The organism is Nostoc sp. ChiQUE02, assembly GCF_034531305.2.
Lineage (GTDB): Bacteria > Cyanobacteriota > Cyanobacteriia > Cyanobacteriales > Nostocaceae > Nostoc.
In genome coordinates this window covers 1-26307 of sequence record NZ_JAVRBN020000056.1, presented here as the reverse complement: position 1 = coordinate 26307, position 26307 = coordinate 1, and the positions used below count along the sequence as shown (strand labels likewise).

Below are 26307 nucleotides of genomic sequence, written 5' to 3'. Positions count from 1 at the left end.
TTTGTAGGTATAACTTTAGCTTTTATAGGAAAAGCTATTGACTCGGTATTACTCAATACCGTTGCCAATTTACGAGGGTTCAACACCTGTAGAAACGGGATGAATGCGTCCTAAAGAAGTAAGCCTGGCAAAAATCTGGGCGAATATTATAGGCTCAGGCATTTCCGGAAGCATTTTTAAGATTTCATGGACATATGGAAAGCCACGATAATGAGCCTTAAGGTCAATAATGCCGGAGTCAGGATTAAGGATGCGGAAATCAGAGAGAAGATGATGAGATAAATTAACCATAAAGAATGCTAGATTAACAGCATTAGTGACAGCAGTTTGGCTTAAGTTCATGAAATCTTCCAGTCCCCAAAACTGCTTGGCATCTCGAAAATTGAATTCGATTTGAAACCGCAGTTTGTAATAGTCAATGATTTTTTCACTCTCCAACTCTAGGTCACTGGAAAATAAAATTGCATGGCTATGAGCATGAGTTTGAAGGTTGGTTTTTACCAAAATAACTACATTCAGTGCTTGAGCAAATTCCTTGTGAAAGAGAGTGCATTGATAAATGTCAGTTTGGATCTCATCCTCAATGCTACTTTTACACAAGTACTTCTGCGGTATATTATGGTAGTCAACTTTATCACCGTATTTACGACGAGAACGACAACTGGGGTCAGGGGTTTGATAAGGTATATATAATGCCGAATCATGGCGGAGTTTGGAAATTATGTGCAAGTTTACAAGACGTGCCATCTGTAAAGCATTATTGTTTCCAAAGTGACCATCTAGTACTAAGTAGGTAAGGGGAATAAAATTACCTAGTAACTGGAAAAGCGAATTAATCATTTTCTGAATCCGAAGTAATTCAGATGTTAATGTTACCTGCGTTTTATTCTTGTTTTTACTTCCTTTTGGTCGTCCACGCTGACGTTTTTCTTGAGGTTTGATTTCTCGGTTTGGTGACGGGCTACCTTTTTCTACATCGCTCTTGATTACCTGTTCTACCTGGATTGGAAACGAGTGCCTTTGTTCAACGCTTACTAATGATAATGTAAAGAAAGATAGTCCTAATATAGGTTTACTTACTAGGCTGGAAAAGAATCTATCCAATCCATAAGTTTTTTTACCTGATTTACTCACTACAACTTCATCTCCTGCCAGCAAATACACTTCATTCGCACGGAACAAATGCTTGCGGAAAAATAGCCAAAACAACGTTGCCCAAGGTATTACTGTCTGGAAAAATCTCAATATCGTCCGATAACTACCACCAACCCCTGCCCATCGCCAGATTCAAGGGCATCGTGACTCGCCCGCTCATCGCTAACATCGCCAGGATTATTTGGTTAAATTGTCGCATCGTTGTCGCGTTGATCTGCGGTAGCAGGAATTGCAGGAGTGATAAGATATCAGGCATGGGCTGCTTGTAGTGTTTGAGTTGTCGTTGTGAGAGACAATAACTCTACTACGAAACGCCCTACCTCTTCATGCTCTTATTTTGGCAACGGTATTGGTAAAGGAAATGACGTTATTCGTTGAGACTAGTTCAGGATGATTGAGTAAATCCTTTCCAATGGCTTTTCCGCACGCACCGTAGTTATAGTTCCACGACAATTGGATTGGTCCGCGACCATGATAGCTTTTGCCCGCCGCGCATGGATAGGTAGTGTTCGTCGCATCGCAGTAATGGCTTTGCGGGTTTTGCTCTTGAATGTAGTTTAGACCCCCTGTTTCGTGTGAAATGTTGGCCAGGAACGCAGCTGCCTCGCGTTTACGTTGCTGCAAAGAACCATCGTTGCAGAAATGCGGGTATTTTTTAACTGCTGTTATCAGACTTTCATAAGTGTAAAAATCATTATGGTTGGGAAACATAGTTTTGTAAGCCTGATGAGACACTATATTTGCGAAACCATCACCTGTACTTCCACCTGTATTTCCATTACCAGAGTGAGGAATGCATATTTCCTGACCTACTTGTAAATTATGAGCATCTTCTTTGTTGAATGGAGTACCATCTGGTTTCAGAATTTCATGCCAACGGTCACTACTATGCAACTGTTGTTGAGCAATGCTAGAAAGCGTATCTCCCTTCTTGGTGATGTATGAACTACCTGTTTTACAACTCATGATTTCTCCTTTTTCAAATTAGAAGCTTGATTTTCACATTATTAAATAGAAAGTGGATATCTTAATCCCAACTAATAGTTACCTTCAATTCTTGAGGATTTGGATGTTCAATTAAAGTACTTTGCTCCCACACATCATCAAATGGGAATCCATAAGCTTTATTATCTATGCTATGAAGATGCCAGAATTGTGCATAGAAATTAGCTGGAGCATTTTTATAGAATTCCGAAGGTTTACACTTATTTGCTGGATTCTTGACTATGTGCCTGTTAAACATGGCGCTAACTTGAGCTTGAATTGCCTTTTGAATCTCATCACCTTCTGCAAATACTTCATCACATTTAAAGACTTGCCAAGATTTTGGATAGTGTATTGTATACTTTGCATTAGGTGAATCTGTTTTGGTAAAAGTGAAAACGTTATCTTCTACTTTTCCTATAAATGTTCCCTGTGGCATTTTCAGTTCAAGTTTATTTGATTTGTAATATTGCCATATATCGTGAATGTAATCATCAAAGTATTTCGCGTGACTACCACCTTCAGCAAAATCGCCTTTAAATGGCGATACTATTCTGTAGGGTTTCTGAACCAAAGATTTAAATTGGGCTGGAACATTACTAGTATATTTATCGAATAAAGCACTCCTTGATTCAGTTATACCAACTTTTTTTGAACCATTAGGTGCGATTAATTTCATGATCATTGGAAATCCAAATTGGTCTACTTGAGTAGTATTGCCGTGGAAGCCTGCATCATCAAAGGTAAACTCTAACCAATCATAGTAAACGTCTATATTGGGGTCAGATGGATTAGCCGTATTCGGTTGAACAATACTGTTGTTGTCAGCGATTTTTAAATATATCGGTGAACCGAGACTAATATAAACTCTACCTGAACGAATATGCGGAACTTTTATTTCAGAAACCTCCTTAATAGTGTGTAAATAATTAGAATAATTTTGCCCATTTTTAGTTAGATGATCTGGTGCATTATTATCGCTAGCATGACATGGAATTAAGTGACCGTTTTTATTAAGGTGACAAGTTTGATTCGATGCATTTAGACCAGTAATTACAAAGTGGATTTGATCGGAGGCGAACTTTTGATTTGTATTGTTGGTAAATGAAAATTTAATGATATTCTTCCTTTGCCAATTTCACGATAATTGAGGCTGAAAATATTTCGGTGATGTCCGTTATTGCGAGGCGTTTAATTAAAGTTAGGGGCTTACGCCTTAAAATTTCCGCTTACGGATGCCTTTATTTAACTTTAGTTTGCCCATTGAATAAACCCACTTGTGGTTACTCCATGTCTCGATAATCGATTTTTTGCATCGTGGTACATATTAGCTTGTACAATGCTAGGAACTATAGCAGCTTTACTGTGTGCGTAATCCTTCCAAGATACTCCCTGACTTGTTGTGAAGTCGTTTTCAGTCTCCGTTCCAGAGGTGTATAGTTGTGGAGAAAGATAGTCTATATTCCCGTTTTTAATGAAGGTTTCCATCATAGTTTGTGCGTCAGAAATTCCGTAAGGGGCTGAGTGGCTAGTCGTAACCAAAACTTTTAAATTTTTATTTTTGGCAGCAGCAAAAGCCTGTTGAAAATGTGAGGTCAGGTTTGCTTCGCCCTCTTCGATGTCAAAAGCAATACCCTTATAATCGGAGAATTTGCCATTTTTAATGTGAGTAATAATGGAATGAAGAATTTCCTGGGTGAAGGAGCCATTAGAATTTCCTCCACCTAAGGAAATGTATTTATGACCCACCAACCTGTCCTTGAGAGACCATTTATAAAGTAAATCTTTAGACAACAAGACGACGTAACATGATACGAGTCATAACAGCATATATAGCTGCTTCACTCATTTCTGGGAGACGCTCATAATCCTTACTGAGACGACGGTACTGGTTAAACCACCCAAATGTTCTTTCTACTACCCAACGTTTGGGTAAAATCTGAAATTCTTGCTCAGTACGTCGCATTACCTCAACATGAGCTTGAATCATCAACCAGACACAAAGCGCAAATTTATCCCCGTCATAACCGGAATCAACCCACATGACTTCAACTTTTGAGAGCAATTCTGGACGTTCCTCTAGCAGTTCCATCAAAGCGTAGGCAGCAAGTAATCTTTCTGGGGCATTTGCTTCACTAACCACCACTTTCAACAAGAGTCCCAGACTATCAACCAAAGTCTGGCGTTTTCGTCCTTTTACCTTTTTACCCCCATCAAAGCCGTACACATCCCCCTTTTTTCAGCCGTCTTTACCGATTGGCTGTCTGCTGCGATGCCTGCGGCGAGCTTTGCTAACGCAGTTGGTTGTGTTGATTTACCTAATTTCGAGCGCACCTGACCACGTAGTGTATGATTTAATTTTTCCCAAACCCCTTGCGCTGCCACTTCCTGTAGTAGCTGTAAACTGTTGAACTGGGAGGAAAGTCTACTGGAAGCATATTCCATTGACATCCAGTTTTTAAATGATAGTAGATTGCATTGCATACTGCTAGCATATCAGTTCTGCGCGGATGTCCTCCTTCTTTGGCTGGTGGAATTAAGGGTGCCAGGATTTCCCACTCCATATCATTTAAGTCTGTGGGATAAGACTTTCGTGCCATGAGCAACTATGTAAATATGCTGTACATGAGGTATCTTAACCCTTGTGATAATCCCCTCCTAGTCGCCTTTAGATTTACTTTATAAATAGCCTCTGATTTTGGCACTATCTGATAAAGCCTGATCTGGTTTAGCCCATCCACTAAAAGCAATGCCTAATGTTGAGTGGTTGAAAGGGTGACTCGGAGAGTATGTCTTATCCCAGTAACCTTTAATCAAACTCATCTCTTGTACAGTTTCAACTTCAGAACTCATAACTTAATTTTCCTCTTTGTAAATTGACAGGAAGTTAATTGATAGGGGTAGTGTGAGGGTAGCTGCAACTAGGGCGATCGCCTTTACAAAATCTACCTATAAATAAGTAGGACGATCGCTCAAAGTTTGCCTATGTCCATTGAGAATTATTTAAATGAGGCGATCGCACTATTGATGCCGTTCTTGGCGGCGACTCGCCTGTTTGTGGCGGTGATTTGTCGCCCCGTCAGGCTGATTTCATACTGGATTGAAAAATTTTTTCAAAAAACTCATAACACTTTCCTCCTTAGAAAAATAAATTGTCGGAGTCGGGCATCTAACTGCCAGTCATGACAGCGTGACTTGAAGGCTTAGTAAAAAATGGAGTATAGTCTGCACTTGGTAGAGGTACTCTTTCCTCTGATTCTTAATTGGTAGCAGTGAGATGAGTTTATTCACTGTAGAAAATCAGAGGTTTTTAGTTGAGCCTTCTGATTCTTAATTGGTAGCAGTGAAATGAGTTTATTCACTATCTTGTGCCGTTCTGATGACTCCAGATAGGCACAAAGCAAAGCTGAGTCTTGATTAGCGTTTAAAATTACGTATTAGTCTTGAGTTTTCAATAACGGTTAGCTTAAGATTTTTTAAACTAATTTCTACCGCATTGTACTTGACAAAAATGCGTGCTTTGGATCGTAAGAATAATTATTTTTTGCAAGTTATACCAATAGCTAGAAATTTGTTAATATCCAAAGCTTGTGCATAACATAAGTTGATTATGCTGATAACTATACATGATAGGGGATTCCAAATTTCCTTTTTAATAGGAGGTGAAATGTCTAGCGATATCTATGCGTTTGTACTGGTAGCATCGAGAAATATGAAATGGATGCTAACAATTGCTCTGATTTTGAGCAGCGTTACCTATTATCCAGGAAAGGTAACAGCCCAAACTAGACAAGCAGCAACGACTAAGCAGCCTGTACAACCAACCAAAGGTAGGACTTCACCTCAAGGGCGTACCTCTCGACCAGTTTTTGTTTTGCCAAAAACACCCGCTCGGTTAAGTCCTATCTCTGGGCGTAGAACTGGAATGGGTAGCCGGGATAATTGTCCTGCGGTGACAACTGCACTCACTGCTTTAGTACCGTTGCGAGAGGAACAAAAGGTTAGTAAACAAACAGACAAACCAATTTCAGCGATTGTGGGGGGACTAACCACCTCTGTTCGACCAACCTTTTGGTTTTACGTTCCCTACACTCAGGATTTAACAGCTAGTGCTGAATTCAGCTTACAAGATAGTGCACAAAACGATATTTATAGAAATGCGATCGCACTACCTCCAAAGCCTGGTGTCATCGGTGTTTCTCTCCCATCCAATGCATCCTTGCAAGTAGGAAAGACATATCGCTGGTATTTAAAAGTTCGTTGCAATCAACAACAAACAGCGAGTGTTCCTATTTATGTAGAAGGAGACATTCAAAGAGTCAATTTGGATTCTCGGATGATACAGCAGTTGGGAACAGCAGTCGCTCCGCAACAAAAGGTTGCAATCTATGCACAAGAAGGTATTTGGTTTGATTCTCTGACAATGCTGGCACAAATGCGCCAGAAGAATCCTTATGATGTATCTGTTGCTAAAGATTGGCAAAGTCTATTGAGATTTGTCAATTTGGATAATGTTGCTACGGCTCCTCTGGTGAAATAACTGTTTCTTTATAACCAATTACCAACTAACACATAAGGTGCCCAGTAAAGAGGACGAGTGTATTCAGAACTAGACAGCAGCTTTAATTGAGCTTCGCGTAAAGCTTCTGCTGTAGTTTTGCCAGTTGTTAACTGATGGTAGAATTCACTAACAAACAAAGCAGTGGAGTCATCCCCAATCTGCCATAGGGACGCTAAAGTACTCCGCGCCCCAGCACGAATAGCAACTCCTGCTAATCCCAATGCAGCACGATTATCTCCTGCTGCTGTTTCGCAAGCACTCAGAACAAGTAATTCCACTGGCTCTGTTCGTTTTTGCTCTCTACTTTTGAGCAAGCTATCTAATTCATTGACGTAGATGCGTTTATCGGCTGCTAAGATAAAAGTGTCTTTTGCTTTAGAGCTAAATTGTCCGTGAGTTGCCAGGTGAACAATTCTAAAAGGTTGGGCATTAATCGTTTTTCCTAAAGTTGTACTTTTGAAATTTTCATCCAATAATATCGTTGTCGATATGCCCGATTGCTGAATTAATTTCAGTTCAACCTTAACATTGGGAAGCGGTGCAAACTTTTCGTTCTTAGGTGGTTGCGATAGCCCTCCAGCAAGAACGTTTAATCTTTCCTGCGCTAAAGGTTTGGGGGTAAACAGTTGCAATCCTGGGCTGATGGCTACAGCGTATTTCTGGACTAAATACTCTTTACCATCATACAATGCAGACATCGGAATATTGCGTAGTGACCCGTCTGGGATAAAGACTAGAGTATTCACTCTACTATTTTTGAGTTCACCTGCAACTGGTTTAATTAACCAATCATAAAGCTGCTGGGAAACCACTTCAAATTTATTATTAGCATCAGGTTGGACTATCGTCTCTCGCATTTGGGCGATCGCCTGCTCTACTTGCTGATGGTTCACCACAGAAGTTTTATGTAACAAAGGTTGATTGGGGAGTTTGAGGATAACTTCTAATTGGTTATCTAGAATAATCGGATAAAAAATGGCAGTATTAGGGCGATCGCGGTCTACCACTTTGTCCAACACCACAAATTGGTTACTCAAGCAAGCTTCTCGGAAAAAATTGTCTAGTTCTGCTAGTTGCAAAGCTTCTATTCGCTTGCGGACTTTATCTAAATCGGGTTTTCCTTGTCCTTTCTGTTGTAAAAGCAGTTCTACTGACTGGCGATAAATAGGTTCTACACTATCACGAAAATTAAACTGCACTTCTCGGTTTACCGTAACTAAATCGGTGCGGAGAGACTGAAGAGTTGCAACTGCGGTATCATAAGCAGCGATCGCTCCCTCAATATTTCCTTGTGCTTTGAGCAAGCGTCCCAACAGCCACTCCCAACGATAAGCTATGTCTGAAGCATCGATTTTTTGAGCGAGAAACAATGCTTGCTGCGTCAATTTCTGTGCATCTTGCCATTGATTGTTTTGCTCGTAGACTTCTGCTAAAGTGCCAAGTGCATAGGATTGAGTGCGCTCATCACCTATGGTTTTGGCTTGTTGAACGCTGTTTGCCAAAGTCTCGGCAATATCTTTTTTGTTACCAATTTTACTTATGGTGCGAGCAAAATTGATCCGTGCGTAGATACCAGCTTGAGTGGTAGGCAGAGTTGCGAGTTGAGATTGGATTGTAGGTATTATTGTTTTTGCTTGTGCTACTTGTTCATTCTCGACAAGCAAGCTGAGTTGATTGATTTGAGCTTGAACTTTGGTGAGTGGGTTTGGCGCAATTAAAGCCGCATTTTCATAATGAGCGAGTGCGTCTTTTTTATTACCTAAGTCTCTAGCAGCATTACCAAGAGAAAATTCTGTGAGGCTAGTCTCTAAAGGTAGTTGCAGACGTTTGGCAATTTCTAAACTGTGTTTTAAATTTTTCCAAGATTGCTCTAAGTCACCTAATTGTCGATGGACATTACCGAGCGATCGCAAAGCAGTAACCTTTTCCAGTGAGTCAGGTTGGGTTTGTAACTGTTGAGAGACTTCATTCAATATGTCTAAGCCACGGCGGTAAAAACCAGAAACTCGTAGAGCTTGTGCTTGATTGATACGGCTGCGCGTCACTCCAGCATTGTATTGTTTACCTAAGCGCTTCCAAATTTGCTCTGAAATCTGTGATGTTTTCAAAGATATATCTGCCTGTCCCTGTGACAGTTGCAGTCCACTTTGAATCTCTAGAGTTTGTGCTAGAACTTCTAGCAATTCTGACTTGGAATTGTTGACATTTAACTTTTGATTTGTGTTGTCCCAGCCAAGTAGATTTAAGCTGTTATTAATCGCTTTTGACGCTTCTTTCCATGAGCCGAGTTGCTCAAACACTAGAGAGAGGTTAGTTAGTGCTGCGGCTTGTGCAAGGTTGTCGCCTTGTTGTTGATAGATGCGGATAGCTTGTTGTAGAACAGTTACAGCTTCAGCAAAGCGTCCAGATTGATAAAGCGCTTCTCCTTGAGAGACAAGTTGTTGTGGTGTTGTGGTTGAAGATTTGGTGGTTTGGGTGTAGAATCCGGCGGGTGAATTTGTCTGGGGTTGTTTGGCGAATGTCCTGGGGATAATAGTTAGGGAAAAAGCAAGGGTAAATAGGACTACATGGTTTACCGCAAATCTCATGAGTTGCTTGGTCAGCGCAAATGGATGCATATTTCAGACCTTAGCGAGATGCAGGACAAGAAGTAGGAGTTTGCCGAGAACTCTCAGGAGTGACATTAGGTGCTTGCGCCACAAGTTCTATATTCCCATTACTATCAACTACCCAACCAGTCGCTTCCACAATCGTCGTCGCCGCAGCAACTTTAGTACTATTTGAGACTGCTGTTGGTTGTGGCGAAAGTGTTGTTTTAGCTGAGTTTGCTGGTTTTGGTCTCAATCTCACCCACGCTGAGAGAGTACTTATATCTTGTAATGGTTCAGTGGGACTCATCGGTAGTCCACCGCGTCCTGTTGACACAAAAGAACTCTGAAATTGCCGACTTCCGGGAGTGCAGGCAGTGGAAATTTGTTGAGAGACATCAACGAGATTAGTAGGGAGTTCGATTAAACCGTTAGTGGGGTCTAGATCAAGTGTGTTAATTTGTACATTACCGCTCAACCTGCGAGTTCGCCCTGTGGCGGTGATATCGCTTGTGTTTTGGGAAAGTCTATTCCGGAACTGAATACCAAAGATACCCTTAGTATTGATTTTGATATTCCCACCACGAAAGTTAGCAGAATTAGCGCTGATGTTGCTATTTTCAAAGCCAACCAGGATATCGGTATTAATATTGATGTTGCCGCCGATAACGTTTTTTCCTGTAGCGTTGGTTCTGATGTTGCTATTGCCAGTCATGATTAAATCTTTTGAATTAATGTTAATTGTCGCCTGTTCTCTATCCCGGTCAACTTTGGGGCTGCCTGTATTGGCGATGAGTAAGCCGTTGTTGTTTAAACGGATAGAGCGTGCATTTAATGTCATGTTGCCTGCGGTTCCTGTTTCGAGACTCGCCACGTTTACTCTTGCCTCATCTTGCACTAACAAGGTATTGGTGCTGACTGTAAGATCGCCCGCATTCCCTGTTGAGTTTCGCTCTGCACGAGTAAACAAGCCACTGCCAAACTGACCATCAGCGCTTCTACCAATCAGTTGCACATCAGAGGCATCAACACTCAAAGAACCTGCCTTGCCCGCACCGAAAGTACCAGCAAATACCTGTGCCCCATCTCGCACTAGCAAGGTATTGGTTTTGACCGTCAAATCACCCGCATCTCCTGTTGAGTTTGGCTGTGCAGAAGTAAATAAGCCACTAGGAAACTGACCATCAGCGCTTGTACCAATCAGTTGCACATCTTGGGCATCAACCCTTAAATTTCCCCCCTTGCCCGTACCAAAAGTGCCAGTATTTACCTGTGCCCCATCTTGCACTAGCAAGGTATTAGCAGTGATACTGACATCGCCCCCTTGTCCATTTGCTTCTGATCGCACTTGATTAAAAATCTCACTGTTATTGTTAAGGTTTATTGCGACCGTAGCATTAACCGAAATATTTCCTGCCTTACTATTATCAGAACCCAATCCACTGTCTATGCCTGCACGCAGGAAACTGTCTCCTGTCATCTCTAAATTCCGGGCATTAATTGTGATACTACCACCATTGCCAGCAAATACATTTACTTGCGCGCGATCGCTAAGGAAAACATCGCTTCTTTCTACACTATTGGGAAAACTCAAACGACTATTATTACCATCCTCATTCAACCCAACTGTACCAGCACTAGCTAACCCACCTAACTCGACGAGTCCACCAAAAGCATTCAATCTTCCACCATCCATGTTCACATTGCCGCCTACTAGCAGCAAACTTCGACCATCTGGGACACGTAGACCAAATGCATCCCTGCCACCAGGAGTAGATCCTGCTGGTGCAGTCGAACTATTTTGAATCGGTGCAGCCGCAATTTGATTAAATAATAAGGCATTTGGATTTAGTGTTAACAACGGTGAGGGTGCTTCTGGATTCGAGGCACTGAAAAATCCCAGATTGCCAAATCCTATGGCATTCGCTGTTGTGGCAACAAAGGAACCGCCGATATTCAAACTGGCATTTTTACCAAAAATAATCCCATTGGGATTGATGATAAACAGGTTTGCTTTACCCAAGGTACGAATCGACCCATTAATGTTTGAAACGCTTGAGCCAGTGACTCGTGTAAAAATGTTTTGAATATCGAGTACATTATCGAAGAAAGCTGTCTGACCAGTGGGAACAGAAAACTCTCTAAAGCTGTGGAATAAGTTAGCGCCTCTTGTCGTTCCACCTGAGATAATCCTGGTATTACCTTCTAATCTCACGTTGGAATTATTTGGCAGAGTCCCATCTGGCGTAATTTGAGCAACTGAGCTATTTGTATATAAGACTATTGCACTCGCGATCGCAATTCCTAGACCTTGCCACCAGTACAAACTTATAGATACTCCAGACATTGCACTCTCCTATTGAAAAGGAAATTTAGCGAGTGAATCTTCAATTAAGTATAGGTATCAGGGTGCTCGACTTATTCACAAGCTTTGGATATTAACACATTTCTCGCTTCTGGTATGACTTGCAAAAAACGAATCGTCATCATCCAAAGCAGGCATTGTTGTCAAGTATAGTGCAGTGGAAATTCGGTTAAAAAATATTAAGCTAACCGTCATTAAAAGCTCAACACTTATAGTTCAAAGGGTTGCATGGTGGTAGGGGAGCCAGTGCGGTCAGAAGGCAAAGCTAAAAAACTTCTGATTCCCAGCCGTGAATAAACCAATCTCACTGCTACCAATTAAGAATCAGAAGGCAAAGCTAAAAAACCTCTGATTCCCAGCCGTGAATAAACCAATCTCACTGCTACCAATTAAGAATCAGAAGGCAAAGCTAAAAAACCTCTGATTCCCAGCCGTGAATAAAATTATCTCACTGCTACCAATTAACAATCAGAAGGTAAAGCCAAACCAGCGATCGCCTTCAGTTCAACTCAAACTTGAAATTTCGGAGAGAAACAATGTCTAACATCAACAACTACGGAGTAGATATGAACAAGAAAACTTTAACAGAATTGAGCTTCAGCGCAGTGAAGGAACTTAACGATGAGGTTGCTGCTACTTGTAGTGGAGGTAGGGTAAGTATATTCCGGGGTGCTAACTTTCAGGGAGGGGGTATAACGTTTTCTAACAGTGATGCCAACCTAGCTAATAACAATTTCAACGACGCAACCTCATCTATTGTTATTACAGGGAATGAAAGATGGAGGTTTTATAAAAATGCAAACTTTAGTGGTCCGTCTATAACTTTGGGACCAGGACGATACCGTAGAGTTGCTAATTCAGTAAACGATTCAATTAGTTCTCTCAAACGCATATCATAGATTTGACTTCTGTGCATCCGTTTTAGGAACTTTGCTTAGATAGCAAAATAACCTCGGAATATTCATCCATTTCTGAGGCTATTTTTCTATTTCATGCCTCTGTTAAAACTTCCTTCATACCCTCTCTAATTTGTAACAGAGATGCCGCAGGTGGAGTAGGAGTTTTTGCACCCATTATCCGATTAACAATCAGAAGGCAAAGTTAAAAACAGGACTTACGCACTCAGATTGATTGTTGAGAGTGGGTGTAAGGGTGTAAGGGTGTGGGGGTAAGGGTTTTGCTTACTCACACCCTACACCCTGGTCTAAACCCTTGATTTTCCGTCTCCGGAGTTAGTCCTAAAAAAACCTCTGATTCTCAGCCGTGAATAAACCAATCTCACTGCTACAAACTGACAATCAGAAGGAAGAAAACAAGCTTGCCTTCAGTTCAAACCCCAATCTAAAACTTAGGGGAAAAACAATGTATAACATCAATAACCACGGAGTAGATATGAACAACAAGCAAATCAAAGACCTCTACAGCATCGAAGCTGTGCAAGACCTTTCCCATGAAGCCGCTGCCACTATTAGTGGTGGTGCCTTAGACTTTTCCGATAAGAAGGATGGTGAAGGAGTGCGGCTAAATAATATTGGACGCGCACGACGCAGTTTAGGGAGCTTTAACAATAGAGCATCTTGGTACGAGGTAACAGGTAGAAGAGATTGGATTGTCTACACTGGTGAGAATTTCACAGGTCAATCAAGGCGTCTGAAAGCAGGTACAAAAGGTAACTTCACTGGTCCTTTTAACAACGACATTGCGTCTGTCAAACTTGCATAATCAGCTCTGGTCTATTTCATATCGTGTACTCGAATCCTTCAAAACCTAAAAGAGAAAAGAATGCTCTCACATAAGCTTTTAGCTGAGTAACATTCTTCTCTTCCAGTTCGTAGGGGCGAGGTCGTTTTCGCTCCTACTTTTTCATTCATATCAAGATAGCACAAATAAACGTAAACGGTGTTAATAGTCATCAGTTATCAGTTATCAGGTAGGAAACGGACTTGTCCACGCCTTGTTAACTGCGGCTGGTACTGTTAACTGCGGCTGGTACTGATTTTTTAAACAATGAAATACTACAGTATATTGCAACACAGTGAAGAAGATTGTGGTGCAGCAAGCCTAGCCACGATCGCTAAATACTACGGACGCACCTTTGCCCTCAATCGCGTGCGAGAAGCAGTGGGCACGGGAACGCGAGGAACTACACTATTAGGTTTAAGGCGGGGAGCAGAAACCCTGGGATTCAATGCCCGTCAAGTTCAAGCTACCCCAGAACTGCTTGAGAAATTAAATGAAGTTCCCTTACCAGCGATCGTTCACTGGAAAGGCTACCACTGGGTGGTATTGTATGGGAAAAAGGGGAAAAAATATGTCATCTCTGACCCTGCCTTCGGCATCTTGTACCTCACCTCCCAGGAGTTAATCGCGGGTTGGAGTGATGGTGTGATGCTGCTGCTGATGCCAGACGATAGCCGCTTCTATGAGCAACTCGAAGATAAAATTGGCGGCTTTGGGCGCTTTATTGCCCGCGTTATGCCATATCGCAATCTTTTGGTTCAGGCGATCGCCATCAACTTCGCGATCGGGCTGTTGTCCCTGGCTTCCCCTTTAATGATGCAACTCCTCACTGATGACGTGCTAGTGCGGGGAGATACCCAACTGCTAACAACAGTGGCAATTGGCGTCATTGCCATGAACCTAATTCAAAGTGCCATTGGTTTGGTACAATCTCACCTGATTGGTCATTTTGCTCAACGGTTGCAATACGGACTAATTCTAGAATACGGCCGAAAACTGTTGCGCTTACCGCTATCATATTTTGAAGCCCGTCGCAGTGGGGAAGTCGTTAGCCGGATTGCTGATGTTCATACCATCAATAATTTAGTTTCCCAAATTGTCCTTGGTTTACCTAGTCAATTTTTTGTGGCTCTGGTTTCCTTGGGTTTCATGCTCTTCTATAGTTGGCAACTGACTTTAGCTTCCCTCGCTGCCTTTGCGATCGTCACTTTTGTTAACCTGCTTTTTCTTCCCGCCTTGCGTCAGAAAACCCGCAGCCTCATCGTTAAAGGTACAGAAAATCAAGGCTTTTTAGTCGAAACCTTTCGCGGTGTTCAAGTCCTCAAAACCACCCAAGCTACAGAGCAAGCTTGGCAAGAATATCAGACAAATTTTGGTCGCCTTGCTAACTTAGACTGGACTACGATGAAGTTGGAGCTTTACAGCGGCATAGTCACTAGTATTCTTTCCAAATTGACGAGTATTAGCATACTCTGGTTAGGTTCTAGCTTGGTGATTAATCAGACATTATCCATCGGTCAACTGCTGGCGTACAGCGGTATGAGTGGTAGCTTTCTTGGCTTTTTAGAGTCAGCAGTCGGGCTAATTGATGAATTTATCACTGCTCAAATTGTCGTTCAACGCTTGACAGAAGTGATAGATTCTACCCCAGAAGATGAAAATGACTTTAAAAAACCTTGGGCAGAAATTCCTGGCAATGCAGATATTATTTGTTCTCAAGTTAACTTTCACCATGCTGGTAGAACTGACCTGTTAGAAAATTTTTCTTTAACTATCCCTGGTGGTAAAGTAATAGCCTTAATCGGTCAATCGGGCTGTGGTAAAAGCTCCCTTGGCAAATTAATTACTGGTTTATATCAAATCAAATCTGGTAACATTCGTTATGGCATATACAACCAGCAAGATTTATCTTTAGAATGTTTGCGGCAGCAAGTCGTATTAGTTCCCCAAGAACCTCATTTTTGGAGTCGTTCGATTGTAGAAAATTTTCGCTTCAGTTATCCCAACATTAGTTTTGAAGAGATAGTCCTTGCTTGCCAAATTGCTGGTGCAGATGAATTTATTAGTAAATTACCTGATAAATATCAAACTGTTTTAGGCGAATTTGGTGCAAATATTTCTGGCGGACAAAGGCAGAGATTAGCTATAGCTAGGGCAATTGTGATTGACCCACCTGTATTAATTCTAGATGAATCTACAGGCGCTCTTGACCCAATAAGTGAAACCCAAATTTTGGATAGATTACTTAATCACCGTCAAGGTAAAACTACAATTATGATTAGCCATCGTCCTCAAGTTATAAAACGGGCCGATTGGATTGTATTGCTTGAAGATGGGCGCTTAAAAATTCAAGGAACCCCAGAAGAATTACGTCAGATCCCTGGAGAGCATTTAAGCTTTCTTGATGAAATTTATTCTTCTAATAATAGTAATGGATTGAAATCTTCTTTGGTTCTTCGGAATTAGTTAATGGTTATTAAAGATTTTAGAGATATTTATAACTTATGATTAGTAAGTCTCAAACAAATTTTTTACCCTTAGTTCAAGACAATGAGTTTCTCCCACCAATTAGTCGTTGGACTACATTTGGTGGACTATTTATCGTGTTTGCCTTGTCGTTAGCTGTTCCTGTGGCTGCGGTTGCTAAATATAAAGTTACGGTCATTGGGCAAGCGGTTGTCCGTCCTGCGGGTGAATTGCCAATTGTACAGGCGGCGACAGAAGGACAGGTAATGCAGATTTACGTCAAAGGAAATCAAACACTGCGAAAAGGAGATATAATTGCCACTATTGATGACTCTCGACTGCAAACCAAAAAAAACCAGCTGCAAACCAATATTCAACAAGCTAGGTTACAACTAATTCAAACTGTTCCGCAAATAAATGCAATAGATAGTCAAATTCGAGCTGAAAGCGATCGCACCAATCGGACTATCGCCTCTGCTAAAGCTGAATTGCAAGGACGCGATCGCAATCATCAAGACAAAAAAATTATCAGTATCACTGAACTTAAAGAAGCATCAGCCAATGTCAAAATGGCTCAAGAAGAATTATATGCAGGGCAAGCACAGTTACAATCAGCATTAGCTAATCTCCACGCAACTGAGGCGGCTTTAGGAGCAGCGACATCAAAGCAGAACCGATATGAAAGTGTCGCTAAACAAGGGGCATTATCCCGTGACCAACTAGAAGAAGTACAACTGGCTGTCAAACAGCAGGAACAAGCTGTACAGGCACAAAAAGCCACTTATAAAGCCCAAGAAAAAACAAATGAACGGCTAAAACAAGCTGTTTTAGGGGCTATTGCTAGACGCGATCGCGCTCAAGCAGCTCTCAATCCCAGCAATGCAGAGGTAGCAATGGCAACTGAACGTATTGCTCAAGAAAAAGCCTCTGGGGAAGTGAATAAAGCATCGTTAAAAAGAGAACTTCAAGCACTTATAAAACAGAAAATTGAAACGGAAAAACAATTAGAGCGCGATGCTAGCGAATTCAAGCAAGCTGAAATTGACCTGAAGCAAACTACTATTACCGCTACAGCAGACGGGATTATTTCCAAGCTAAATTTGAGAAACCCCGGTCAAACTCTCCGGGCTGGGGAGGAAGTTGTTCAAATTGTTCCTAGTCATGCACCTTTAGTTATCAAAGCAGCTGTTGGTTCTGAGGAAAAAGGTAAGATAAAAGTCGGTCAAAAGGTGCAAATGCGAGTTAGTGCTTGTCCTTATCCTGATTACGGTACTCTCAATGGCGTTGTCAAAGCGATTTCCCCGGATGCTGTTAGGCCGCAAAAAAACGATGCAGATGCTAATACGAACTCTATTCCAAAAGCAACTGCTGTAGGTGCTTTTTACGAAGTCACAATTGAACCAGAGAAACTTGCTTTAGGTCGCAGTACAAAGAAATGTCAAATTCAATTGGGTATGGATGGCAGAGTTGATATTATTACCCGCGAAGAAACTGTACTGCAATTTGTGCTCCGCAAAGCAAAATTAATGACGGATTTTTGAGATCGTCAATCGCCAAATTGACGTTATTTTTCAGTTATAAAGGAAAATTTTATTCAACTAAGGGTTGTGAAATCGTGAAAAATTCCTGATGGCGTTGAATCAACACTACAACAACACCGCTTGCAACCACGGCAAAGGCAGAAGGAATAAATGGCAACCATAGCCCTTGTTTTAAAAGAGCGATCGCACAAGCTCCATATAAAATTATAACTATCGCAAATATAGCGCATCCCTTATTGAGTAGTGAATGACGCACGCGCCAAACAATCAAACCAGACACACTCGACCATCCCCATATCCAGAGAATGTCGCACCAAAAAGGCAAAACCCCAAGAATTGGACGTTTGTCTAAAACTGCACTCAGAATTTGGCTGACCATTTGCGCTTGTATAAATATGCCTGGTATTTCCTGGTAAGGTTGCTGTGCAGCTGAGTAGGGAGTTGACCAAGTATCGCTGATAGTGTTAGCTGTCACTCCGATGAGAACAACCTTATTTTTGAAAAAAGTATAGTTAACTTTATCACTCAATACATCTGCCAAAGAAACTCTTTGGTAATCTGTATCACGGTAATTAACAAGTATTTGAATTCCGCCCAAATCAACTCTTTGTTGATAGCCACCACTCCGACTAGGCTTTAAGCGTTTAAATACTTTAGAACCAAACTGTACATAATCTTCATTTAAATCAGGTTGAATATTTTCGTAAGATAAATAACGAGCAGCTAATTGCAACGAAAGTGAGTAAGGCGTTGTACAAACAGACGAAGGCTCTTGTGCCATCATCATAATTTGGCGACGAACGATACCATCTGGATCTTGAATTGCATCAGTAAAACCCTGACGTTCTACAGGGACTTTAAGAGGTGGTTTAACACCTTGGGGGTCGTGTTTACGATCTCTGCCTTTACAGACAACTACCACATTTTCTTTGCTCAGTTCAGTGGAGAGTTGTATCGGCTTTGATTCATTTGGGGGGTCAGCAAAATCTCTATAAATATCCAGTCCAATGACTCGCGGTTGATACTTTTGTAATTTGTTGAGTAATTGAGCTAACGTACTATCCGAAATAGACTTCACTCCTGTGGTCGTCTCTTGTCGGGATTGAATATCTTTTTCAGTAACTTCAACAACGAGCAATCTTGGCTCTAAATCTTCCTTTGGTCGCAAGAGTAGCATTTGGTCAAAAGTTTGCAGTTCAGCTTTCTCAAAAACCCCCAAGTATCTCAAACCTATCGTTGAAAGAGTCACAATAGCAGTACTCAGCAGTACAGTCCAAAGTTTGCCCTTTCGAGTCGCAATTGTGCTTTTGGTCTTTGTGGTTGAAATTCTGCTCTGAGTCGAAACTTCACCGCGAGTCTTGGTGTCACCCGAACCACCGTGTAGTTCTTGCCAAGTAGTAGGAACAGTTGTAGGATTTTGGTAGATAACTGGCAACCAACTAGCACAAGGGAAGTTATTCTCCAACCCCTGAAGTCTTTCCCGCGCTTCTCGCACAGCTAGATAAAATGGCTTATTTCCTGTAAAAGCGACAAGAAAGTTTTTCAAAAATTCCTGTGCGACTAAATCTGACACCCCTTCCCGCATCACAATCATTTGGGGAATGTTCAAATCAGCTAAATTTCGTGCCAAACCAATGCCATCACAGGAGTTGAAAATTGCGAGTTTTAAACCGCGTGTAATTGCTGTCTTAAGTGCATTTTTAAATTGAGAAATTGTTAAACTCTCTGTCTGATTGATATAAATTTCCCCTATTTCCCCATCTGCAATACTAGCGCTATGTCCGGCAAAAAACAGAATATCCCAATATTGATTCCACAGTTGCTCATCAAGTTCTTTTCGTGTAGGTTGGACAAGAAAAGTAGTTTGAGTATCTGTTAAACCTTGCAACCAAGAACGGTCTTTATCAATATCAATACCAAAACTGTTACCGAGAATTGCTAAAATCTTGACTCTATCTGTGGTAGATTTTCGCACTACTTGAGGAGATGCATACTCATGATTGCTCAAAGCTAATTCAGCTTTCGGGTAATGCTCAAAAAAATCCCACAGATGCCAAGGTAATCGATGCAGTGAAGTTATATTTGTTTCAATAATAACTCTAATTTCATCATCTCGACTGAGTACAGTTCTTAACTGTCGTTCAATATTTTGGAAGGATTCAGATTTTAACCAAGCATTGATATGTGTTTGTAACTGATGACATACTTCATCGAAATCATTCACAGAAATATTGGTAATATCTTGTGAATGCACTTTTATACGTTGATTGCTGCCCAAACGTTGATGGATAGCTTCGTAGAGTAACTTCCATCTGCTGTAGAGTTTGGAAAGTTCTGGTATTGCTGGCAGACTCCCTGTTATTTTAAATAATTGGTTATTGTGCCAAAGTTGAGCCGTGACAACAGGAAATCCTTGATTTAAGTCTCCTCCCAACAAGCTGAAGATGACTAGCTTACTTATTTGTTGTTTATTGTTTGTCATTTGTCCTACCCTTCGGGAAGCCGCCCTCTGGGCGTCTATGTTGTTTGTCCTTATCTAATGACCAATGACTAATGACCAATGACTAAATAACGAAATTTTCTGTTATCTGGTGACTATCAAAAGTAACTTGGATACTAAAACATTCTCCTACTTCTCCATCAAAGCGTTTCAATTGTATGTAGTTATCTTGTTCTCTTGCTTGCACTTCCTGAATGATTTCTTCTGACTCTAAAAGCAAACCTAACTTGATATTAACAGGTAGATATTCTCCATTAGCAGGATGTAGTTGCACGCGAATACTAACTTGTTGTCTATCCTCTGGTATGAAGGCAACTAATAGCACCACTTTTTGAGACTCTATTTCCATTCCCAAATCAATCAGCTTGGCTCGTTTGATACTACCAACACTTAACCCAGAGCTACTTCTGAAATTAAAAGCTAGACTGTTGAAATTGAAAAGCAAAAATGTTTCTATTTCTTCCCAAGCATTATCGTATATACCTTCTAGCCAACGACTCAGATTCACTCGCACTTGCGATGATTGTGGTTGCTGCCGTTGTTGGTACAAGCGCTGCCGCCACTGCTCATTCTCTAGTAGCGCTCCCCAAGTTATAAATGGTACTGCCAATCTAGAGAAACGAAAAGAGGCATTGCCTAAGCGTTGCACAAGATTTTCTGCTTGCTCGGTGGATAATTGTGGTAATGGAGCTACAGCCGCTTTCATCTCTTCTCCTCTGCAAAATTGGTAGCTCAAAGAGAAAGCATTGAGGTCTTTTGTCAAATGCCGTGCATCTATACAATAAGTCCTATCCACTGAGTCATAGTGAGCCAGAGATTTTAGTTCTTTATGGGTTGTGTAACCCCAAATTCGTACCCACTCGCCATCCGGTTTGACTTGCACTGCTAAGTAGTAGTCTGCTGCCCAACTAGGAATATCTATCCATTCCTGAGGGACTTCTAACTCGCGATCGTCAATTGCTTCACTGGGGATCAACACGATTCGCCTCCCCTCTAGCAAAATTGCTGTGCCATTGACAAATTCCCAAAAAGCTGGAATACCAGGGAAACTGTACCAAACACTGGCTTGGAGAAAATCCTCAGTTGAGATCCAATCCAAGAAAGCATGGAGACAAATTTGATTTATGTAAGCGCACCAGCGACTACTAGACGTGGCATAAACCTGGCTTTGCTGCCAGGATTGCGCCTGAATAGTTGGTGATATTTCTAACAACCATTCTCTGGGATCTGCAAACGCGCAAGTCATTTTTACTACCTTGTGAAAACTAAGGATTTATGTTGTACTCACCATACTGGTTTCTCAACCATTCTTCCAAAGCAAGACTCATATCTTTAATTTGGTTGGAATTAACAGAAATATTCAAATCCTGGCTCCACTTAATCAGTGCTGCAAGTATTGATTCTCTACCTTTAACCAGTTTGCGAGACACCGTAGGCTGACTCATCTGCAACTGTTGCATAATCTGCTGCTGAGTCAGTCCCTGTTCGTAGTAAAGCTTAAGTACTTCTTGGGATTGTACATCTAGGCTCTGTAAAGCTTTTAACAAGACACCAGACATCTGAGATATTTGGTTTTGTCGATTTTGGACATCCTCTTCGGCTATCATATTAGCCATTGGTGAGTCAGAGGATGGGTCTGGCAAATCAAATGTTATTGTCGTGTCATCATTTTGCTTGAAAGCATTTAGAGATTTCACAGATGGAAATAGATAAGCACGCACGTAGAGAGCTGTTTGCGTTAACCACTGTTCAATTGTCTGAGCGTTGCGTTGCTCAGTAGGTTGAGTGATTTGGCTTTGGCGTTGGTGGTTGTAGAGGTTGGTAATAGCTTCCCAAAGTTGGCGATTCGGTTCTGGTAACTGACTGGTATTTCCTGGTTGGTTTTGGGTGTACAGTTCGTTGAAACAAGTCCAAGCTAAACGATATTGAGCAACTGCATTTTGTGATAATCCAGCTTCACTAAGAGCTTCACTAAGCAGCTTTTTGCTCACTTTGCGTAACAATGCCCAATTGCTGCAAATATCAGCTTCCTTGCGTTGACGTAGAATATCTTTCAGCCGACTGGGCATTGCCATGATGGCGTAAGCTTTTAAGCTAGAAGATTTTTCTGGGTTGAAGTCTTTAAGAATTGTTTCGACTTCTGCGATCGCCATTTGGAAGTAATCAGCGAGCATGTATTGGCTGAGATTAAATTTAGCAACTGTTTTTGAAGCAACCCAATAACATGGTTCTTGTAAATAAGCTAACAAATGCATTCTGGCAAGGTTATTAAACCCAGAGCGCCATTGCTTGTGCCAGTAAAGCGCCCAAAAGTTTTCTGATTTAAGTACTGATGACGAACGCTCCAAGTGATTTTGGATATTTCTATACAGTTTAGGATCGGTCAACCATTTGCTGAATCTGCCTCTTTCCATCTGCACGAATGTTGAAAACATATCCGTAATTTCTTGGCGAGGAAACATGAGCAATTAAAAATATAAATTGAGCGGAACGAAGTAACTAAGTAGGCGGGTACAGATCAACATAACTTTCTTTTGTCACTCTAGGCTGAGGAAAAAGAGAAAAAGTCTGACCAAAGGGATAAAAATAGATGATTGTGCAAAGTATAGCGGTTTTCACTTGAGTGAGAGACAATCAAATGTACTATAGAGTTCAAAGAAGTAAAATTTGTCACCCATGAAAATATACTCCATAGATTTGCGGCGGAAAATTACGGAAACTTATGAACGCGAATCTATATCTCAACGTAAGTTAGCAGAGCGGTTCAGAGTTGCCCCAAGTTTTATATATAAACTGCTCAAACAATACAGAGAGAAGGGGAGCCTATGCAACTATATATATTAACCAAGGGGAAAAGAATTACATCGGCTATCAGAGTAGTACATTGGTTAGATACAAATGTTAGCTTTTCTACGTCAAGTTGTTGAGCGCAAATATGAAACTATCAAAGGTATTTATATTTCATCGGGTTAGCAGTCTTTGGAAGTTGCTTAGCTATAAGTAAAAGTAATTTATCCCAGCCTAAAGGTTAAGATAGTTCAGCAAAAGCATGTATCTGAAGTTACCAAGTATTGGTACTCTCTTTCTTGGAAAAAACTTTGCGATTTACTGACCCTCTGACTTCTCTATGCCTTTACGCATCATATTTAAAAGCATCGTTCATCCTTACCTTAAAAACCCGCTACAAGGCTTAATTAGATACTCAACATGATGGCTAATTGACTGTGTAATTACTATTGAAAAAAACTGATTTTACATTCTCTTGTTATAAAAAACATCACATCTTAACAGTAAGTAAGCCTAAAGAAGTATAGATATAAATTTAGGAATAAATTAGTCAAAGAAAAAACAAAAAAATAAAATTTACGTAGGAATAATTGTAAATAAAGTGACTCAACCTAATAACAAGACTAACCTTCAAGAGGAAACGGATTTAGGGACTTTCATCGCTCAGGGTACTACTACAGACAAATGGCAAGTATTGTCGTACAGTGCTCCAATCCTACCTATACATGCCGCTCTACTTCGTACTGGTAAGATATTCTTTTTCTGTGGTTCAGGTAATGATCCCAATCGGTTAAATACTCCCTATGACAGCGTGGTCTGGGATGTAAGCAAGGGAACCTTTACCCGTCAAAAGCCTCCATTGGATAGTAATAATCAACCTATTGACCTTTTTTGCGCTGGTCACTCCTTCCGCCCTGATGGTATGTTACTGGTTGCAGGTGGAACTTTGCGCTATGACCCATTTTATGGTTCACCTTCTGCTCTGATGTTTGATCCCATTGCCGAGAAATGGGTCAAGATACCATCAATGAATAATGGCCGCTGGTACCCGACTGTGTTAACACTAGGCAGTGGTCGAATCTTTGCAGTGTCTGGGCCGGATAAAGATGGCAAGCTCAACAGACAACCAGAAATTTATTCTGCTTTCTTTGCAAATGGTTGGAACGCTTTTCCAACAACTAGTTCTATACCGTCATACGCACATCTGTTTCTGCTAAGTAGTGGAAAAGTTTTTTATTCAGGTGCACAGATGGGCGGAAACTATGGAGTGACCCCAAGAATACTAACTCTGCCAGAAGCATTTACGCAATCCATTTCAGAAAAAGTGGTGACAGGACTGCAAGCCTCAGGTTTCGGTGACCAAGCTGCCAGCGTGCTTTTACCACCTGCACAAGATCAAAAGGTTATGATTCTCGGTGGGGGTAGTGGTAATGCAGCAACAAACAGGGTAAATATTGTAGATTTAAAAGCTACTAACCCAACTTACGTAGCAGCAAAGCCTTTAAACTATGCCCGGATGCATCACAGCGCAGTTTTGTTGCCCGATCGCACAGTATTTGTTTGCAATGGTAGCAAAATGAATGAGGACACAACACAATCAATGCTGCCAGCAGAAATCTACAATCCAGCTACAAATACCTGGACAATAGTAGCTAAACAAAATGTCCCTCGCGTATATCACTCGGTGGCCTTGCTTCTGCCAGATGGTAGGGTAGTCACAGCTGGGGGTAACCCTCAACGGAGGGTCAATGAACTGCGATTAGAAATCTACAGTCCTGCATACATGTCGCGGTCACGACCAATTATTCAGAGTGCTCCTCAAACATTGACCTACGGCCTGCAATTTACGATTCAGACACCTCAGGCTGCGAATATTAAATGGGTTAGTCTTATTAGACCAATGGCAACCACCCATTCTTGCGATACAGAACAAAGGTTAGTGGATATACCAATTAATTCTAGGAACGCTACTTCTCTTAATGTCACAGTAACAAACAATCGAAACATAGCAATACCAGGCTGGTACATGCTTTTTATTAGTGACAATAATGGAACTCCCTCAGTAGCAACCTGGACACGAATATCTTAGCCTTACCTGTTTATGTTCACGCTGCTACCTGATAAGAGCTGATTCGTAAAGAAAATCTAAAGAGCATAGAAACTGACTAGGATCGGGTTATGGGGGCTTAAGCTTTTGTTTACAAATCAGATATAAAAGTCATTAATTCTAGGAAGGGAAATATGAGTTACAAGCTATCACGTCGAAAGTTTGGCCAGTTGGCACTTGCTGGAACTGTAGTATCTGGACTTAGTTATCTAACCAACAGAGCCTTGGCGGAAACACCAAGTTTAAATATTGTAGGTATAGGTTCTACCCCGATCATCACCACTGACCAAACGACTATTCCAGAGGTAAACACCACTGAATTAGATAGCACTGCCCCAGACAGTGTATCCACAGATATTAAGCCTGTAGGACTTGTTCTGCAATCCTTAATTACAGGAAAGGCTCAAGTACTTGCGGATAAAAGTACACCTCTATTAGAGCTTAATGAAATAGTGAGTGGCTTCACTTCTTTAAGCGATGGCACACTTGTTGTAGCCATTACTCCTATTACGACTAGTAGGAGACAGGCGACACCTACTCGCATTACATTTTTGGGTACGCCTGTAAAAACTTTGATAGTCTCAGGACTTAAACAGAATCAACAGCTTGGGAGCTTGTTAGGGACTAATGATGGACGACTCATCGGTCTAGTAGGTAAAAAGAATGGTACACCACCGATCAGATTGGTAGATATTGACCTTCAAACAGGAGAGATAAGTTCTATTAGTAAGGTTAAATTTCCGAACGATGAGCGGGTCAGCAATCTAGCTGAGTGCCCAGATGGAAAACTCTATACCTCTTTAGTTGGATTAAATGGTGATACAACTCTGGTGCAGCTAGATTCAAATCAAAAAAAGCCGATCAGACTGGGACAATTGAAAGTTAATGGTCAAGCATGGAATAATGGCTTACAAAGCTTAGTTTGCTCTGCAACCGGTCAACTCCTCGCCTTTGGAGCTATGAGGTATGAGACACCTAATGCTGTGTATAGCGTAGATAAGAACAGTGGAAACATGACTCGGCTACAAGACTTTGACACTACTCAGATTACGCGTGCTCGTGGTTAGAAGGAATTGAACTGATATCCAGCACAAAAAAGTGCCTAGCCCTCGTCTTTTCTTGAGGGCTTTTTATTGGCATTGATTGGTACAGCTTATTATTAAGACGTGAGTCTTCAACGGAGGCGCACCTACGGGAAGGGCGATCGCTAATAATTACTAATTAATAATTTATAATTCATAATTAAAGATATAGGTACAGTCGCTTGACTAAATCAAAAATTTAGTAGTCAATAAGACAGTGGAGAGTAGTGAGCTATCGCAGATTGTAATTATTAATTATTTTGACTTATTTTCTAATTAGTTATTCCTGGAACTTATCACCGATACAAAACAGCAGTAAGTCAAACAAATTCAGAATGATTTTGATAGATACCTTAGGGAGCATGTCAACTTTGCTAGAACAGATGAACTATTGAAGAGTGGCAGAATCAATGAAAATAGAGGAAGAAATC

At 41.1% G+C, this 26307-nt stretch carries 17 protein-coding genes and 2 pseudogenes; 8 read left to right on the top strand and 11 right to left on the bottom strand.

Features of this window, described 5'->3' with window-relative positions; all coding sequences use genetic code 11:
• Positions 1 to 69 precede the first annotated feature (69 nt).
• The 6 genes and pseudogenes from RM347_RS31385 to RM347_RS31360 all read right to left on the bottom strand — a co-directional run bounded on the left by RM347_RS31385 (position 70) and on the right by RM347_RS31360 (position 4992).
• Positions 70 to 1411 (bottom strand): annotated as a pseudogene (locus RM347_RS31385) (transposase).
• Positions 1412 to 1479: 68 nt separating this feature from the next.
• On the bottom strand, positions 1480 to 2121 hold the full coding sequence (locus RM347_RS31380; protein WP_322718871.1) for a glycoside hydrolase family 19 protein: 642 nt from the start codon (positions 2119 to 2121) through the stop codon (positions 1480 to 1482).
• A 61-nt stretch (positions 2122 to 2182) separates the two neighbouring features.
• On the bottom strand, positions 2183 to 3256 hold the full coding sequence (locus tag RM347_RS31375; protein WP_322718876.1) for a glycoside hydrolase family 64 protein: 1074 nt from the start codon (positions 3254 to 3256) through the stop codon (positions 2183 to 2185).
• Positions 3257 to 3390: 134 nt separating this feature from the next.
• A complete protein-coding gene (locus tag RM347_RS31370; protein WP_322718870.1) occupies positions 3391 to 3933 on the bottom strand; it encodes a hypothetical protein in 543 nt (180 codons plus the stop codon).
• Positions 3926 to 4739, bottom strand: a pseudogene (locus RM347_RS31365) (IS5 family transposase). The gene RM347_RS31370 and the pseudogene RM347_RS31365 overlap by 8 nt, the downstream one beginning before the upstream one ends.
• A gap of 79 nt (positions 4740 to 4818) precedes the next feature.
• On the bottom strand, positions 4819 to 4992 hold the full coding sequence (locus RM347_RS31360) for a hypothetical protein (protein WP_322718869.1): 174 nt from the start codon (positions 4990 to 4992) through the stop codon (positions 4819 to 4821).
• A 132-nt stretch (positions 4993 to 5124) separates the two neighbouring features.
• On the opposite strand from RM347_RS31360, the gene RM347_RS31355 reads away from it, so the two are divergent.
• Positions 5125 to 5325: a hypothetical protein gene (locus tag RM347_RS31355; protein WP_322718868.1), complete on the top strand. Its 201-nt coding sequence runs from the start codon at positions 5125 to 5127 to the stop codon at positions 5323 to 5325.
• A 481-nt stretch (positions 5326 to 5806) separates the two neighbouring features.
• On the top strand, positions 5807 to 6679 hold the full coding sequence (locus tag RM347_RS31350) for a DUF928 domain-containing protein (RefSeq protein ID WP_322718867.1): 873 nt from the start codon (positions 5807 to 5809) through the stop codon (positions 6677 to 6679).
• Between the two features lie 8 nt (positions 6680 to 6687).
• On the opposite strand, the gene RM347_RS31345 is transcribed toward RM347_RS31350, so the two are convergent.
• Together RM347_RS31345 and RM347_RS31340 are read right to left on the bottom strand one after the other, a co-directional pair.
• Entirely contained in the window at positions 6688 to 9318 is a 2631-nt protein-coding gene (locus RM347_RS31345) for a CHAT domain-containing protein (RefSeq protein WP_322718866.1), read from the bottom strand.
• Positions 9319 to 9328: 10 nt separating this feature from the next.
• The gene (locus tag RM347_RS31340; RefSeq protein WP_428850646.1) at positions 9329 to 11635 is read right to left on the bottom strand and encodes a filamentous hemagglutinin N-terminal domain-containing protein; all 2307 of its coding nucleotides are present in this window, start codon (positions 11633 to 11635) and stop codon (positions 9329 to 9331) included.
• Between the two features lie 554 nt (positions 11636 to 12189).
• Between RM347_RS31340 and RM347_RS31335 the strand changes: the two genes are divergently transcribed.
• From RM347_RS31335 to RM347_RS31320, 4 genes are all read left to right on the top strand, one after another.
• Positions 12190 to 12552 (top strand): beta/gamma crystallin-related protein, encoded by a 363-nt coding sequence (locus RM347_RS31335; protein ID WP_322718864.1) that lies wholly within the window; start codon positions 12190 to 12192, stop codon positions 12550 to 12552.
• A gap of 463 nt (positions 12553 to 13015) precedes the next feature.
• Complete coding sequence (locus RM347_RS31330; RefSeq protein ID WP_322718863.1) at positions 13016 to 13375, top strand: hypothetical protein; 360 nt, start codon at positions 13016 to 13018, stop codon at positions 13373 to 13375.
• Between the two features lie 285 nt (positions 13376 to 13660).
• On the top strand, positions 13661 to 15859 hold the full coding sequence (locus RM347_RS31325) for a peptidase domain-containing ABC transporter (RefSeq protein ID WP_322718862.1): 2199 nt from the start codon (positions 13661 to 13663) through the stop codon (positions 15857 to 15859).
• A gap of 38 nt (positions 15860 to 15897) precedes the next feature.
• Positions 15898 to 17400: an HlyD family efflux transporter periplasmic adaptor subunit gene (locus RM347_RS31320; RefSeq protein WP_322718861.1), complete on the top strand. Its 1503-nt coding sequence runs from the start codon at positions 15898 to 15900 to the stop codon at positions 17398 to 17400.
• Positions 17401 to 17449: 49 nt separating this feature from the next.
• Here the strand turns inward: RM347_RS31320 and RM347_RS31315 are convergent, their stop codons facing one another.
• The 3 genes from RM347_RS31315 to RM347_RS31305 all read right to left on the bottom strand — a co-directional run bounded on the left by RM347_RS31315 (position 17450) and on the right by RM347_RS31305 (position 22335).
• Positions 17450 to 19882 carry a CHASE2 domain-containing protein gene (locus tag RM347_RS31315; protein WP_322718860.1) on the bottom strand — a complete coding sequence of 811 codons (2433 nt, stop codon included), beginning with the start codon at positions 19880 to 19882 and terminating at the stop codon, positions 17450 to 17452.
• Positions 19883 to 19964: 82 nt separating this feature from the next.
• Complete coding sequence (locus tag RM347_RS31310) at positions 19965 to 21146, bottom strand: DUF1822 family protein (protein WP_322718859.1); 1182 nt, start codon at positions 21144 to 21146, stop codon at positions 19965 to 19967.
• A 19-nt stretch (positions 21147 to 21165) separates the two neighbouring features.
• On the bottom strand, positions 21166 to 22335 hold the full coding sequence (locus RM347_RS31305) for a sigma-70 family RNA polymerase sigma factor (protein WP_322718858.1): 1170 nt from the start codon (positions 22333 to 22335) through the stop codon (positions 21166 to 21168).
• Positions 22336 to 23288: 953 nt separating this feature from the next.
• Between RM347_RS31305 and RM347_RS31300 the strand changes: the two genes are divergently transcribed.
• Positions 23289 to 24776, top strand: a complete 1488-nt coding sequence (locus RM347_RS31300) for a galactose oxidase-like domain-containing protein (protein WP_322718857.1) — start codon at positions 23289 to 23291, stop codon at positions 24774 to 24776.
• 152 nt (positions 24777 to 24928) lie between these two features.
• Positions 24929 to 25861: a hypothetical protein gene (locus RM347_RS31295; RefSeq protein ID WP_322718856.1), complete on the top strand. Its 933-nt coding sequence runs from the start codon at positions 24929 to 24931 to the stop codon at positions 25859 to 25861.
• The last annotated feature ends 446 nt before the right edge of the window (positions 25862 to 26307 follow it).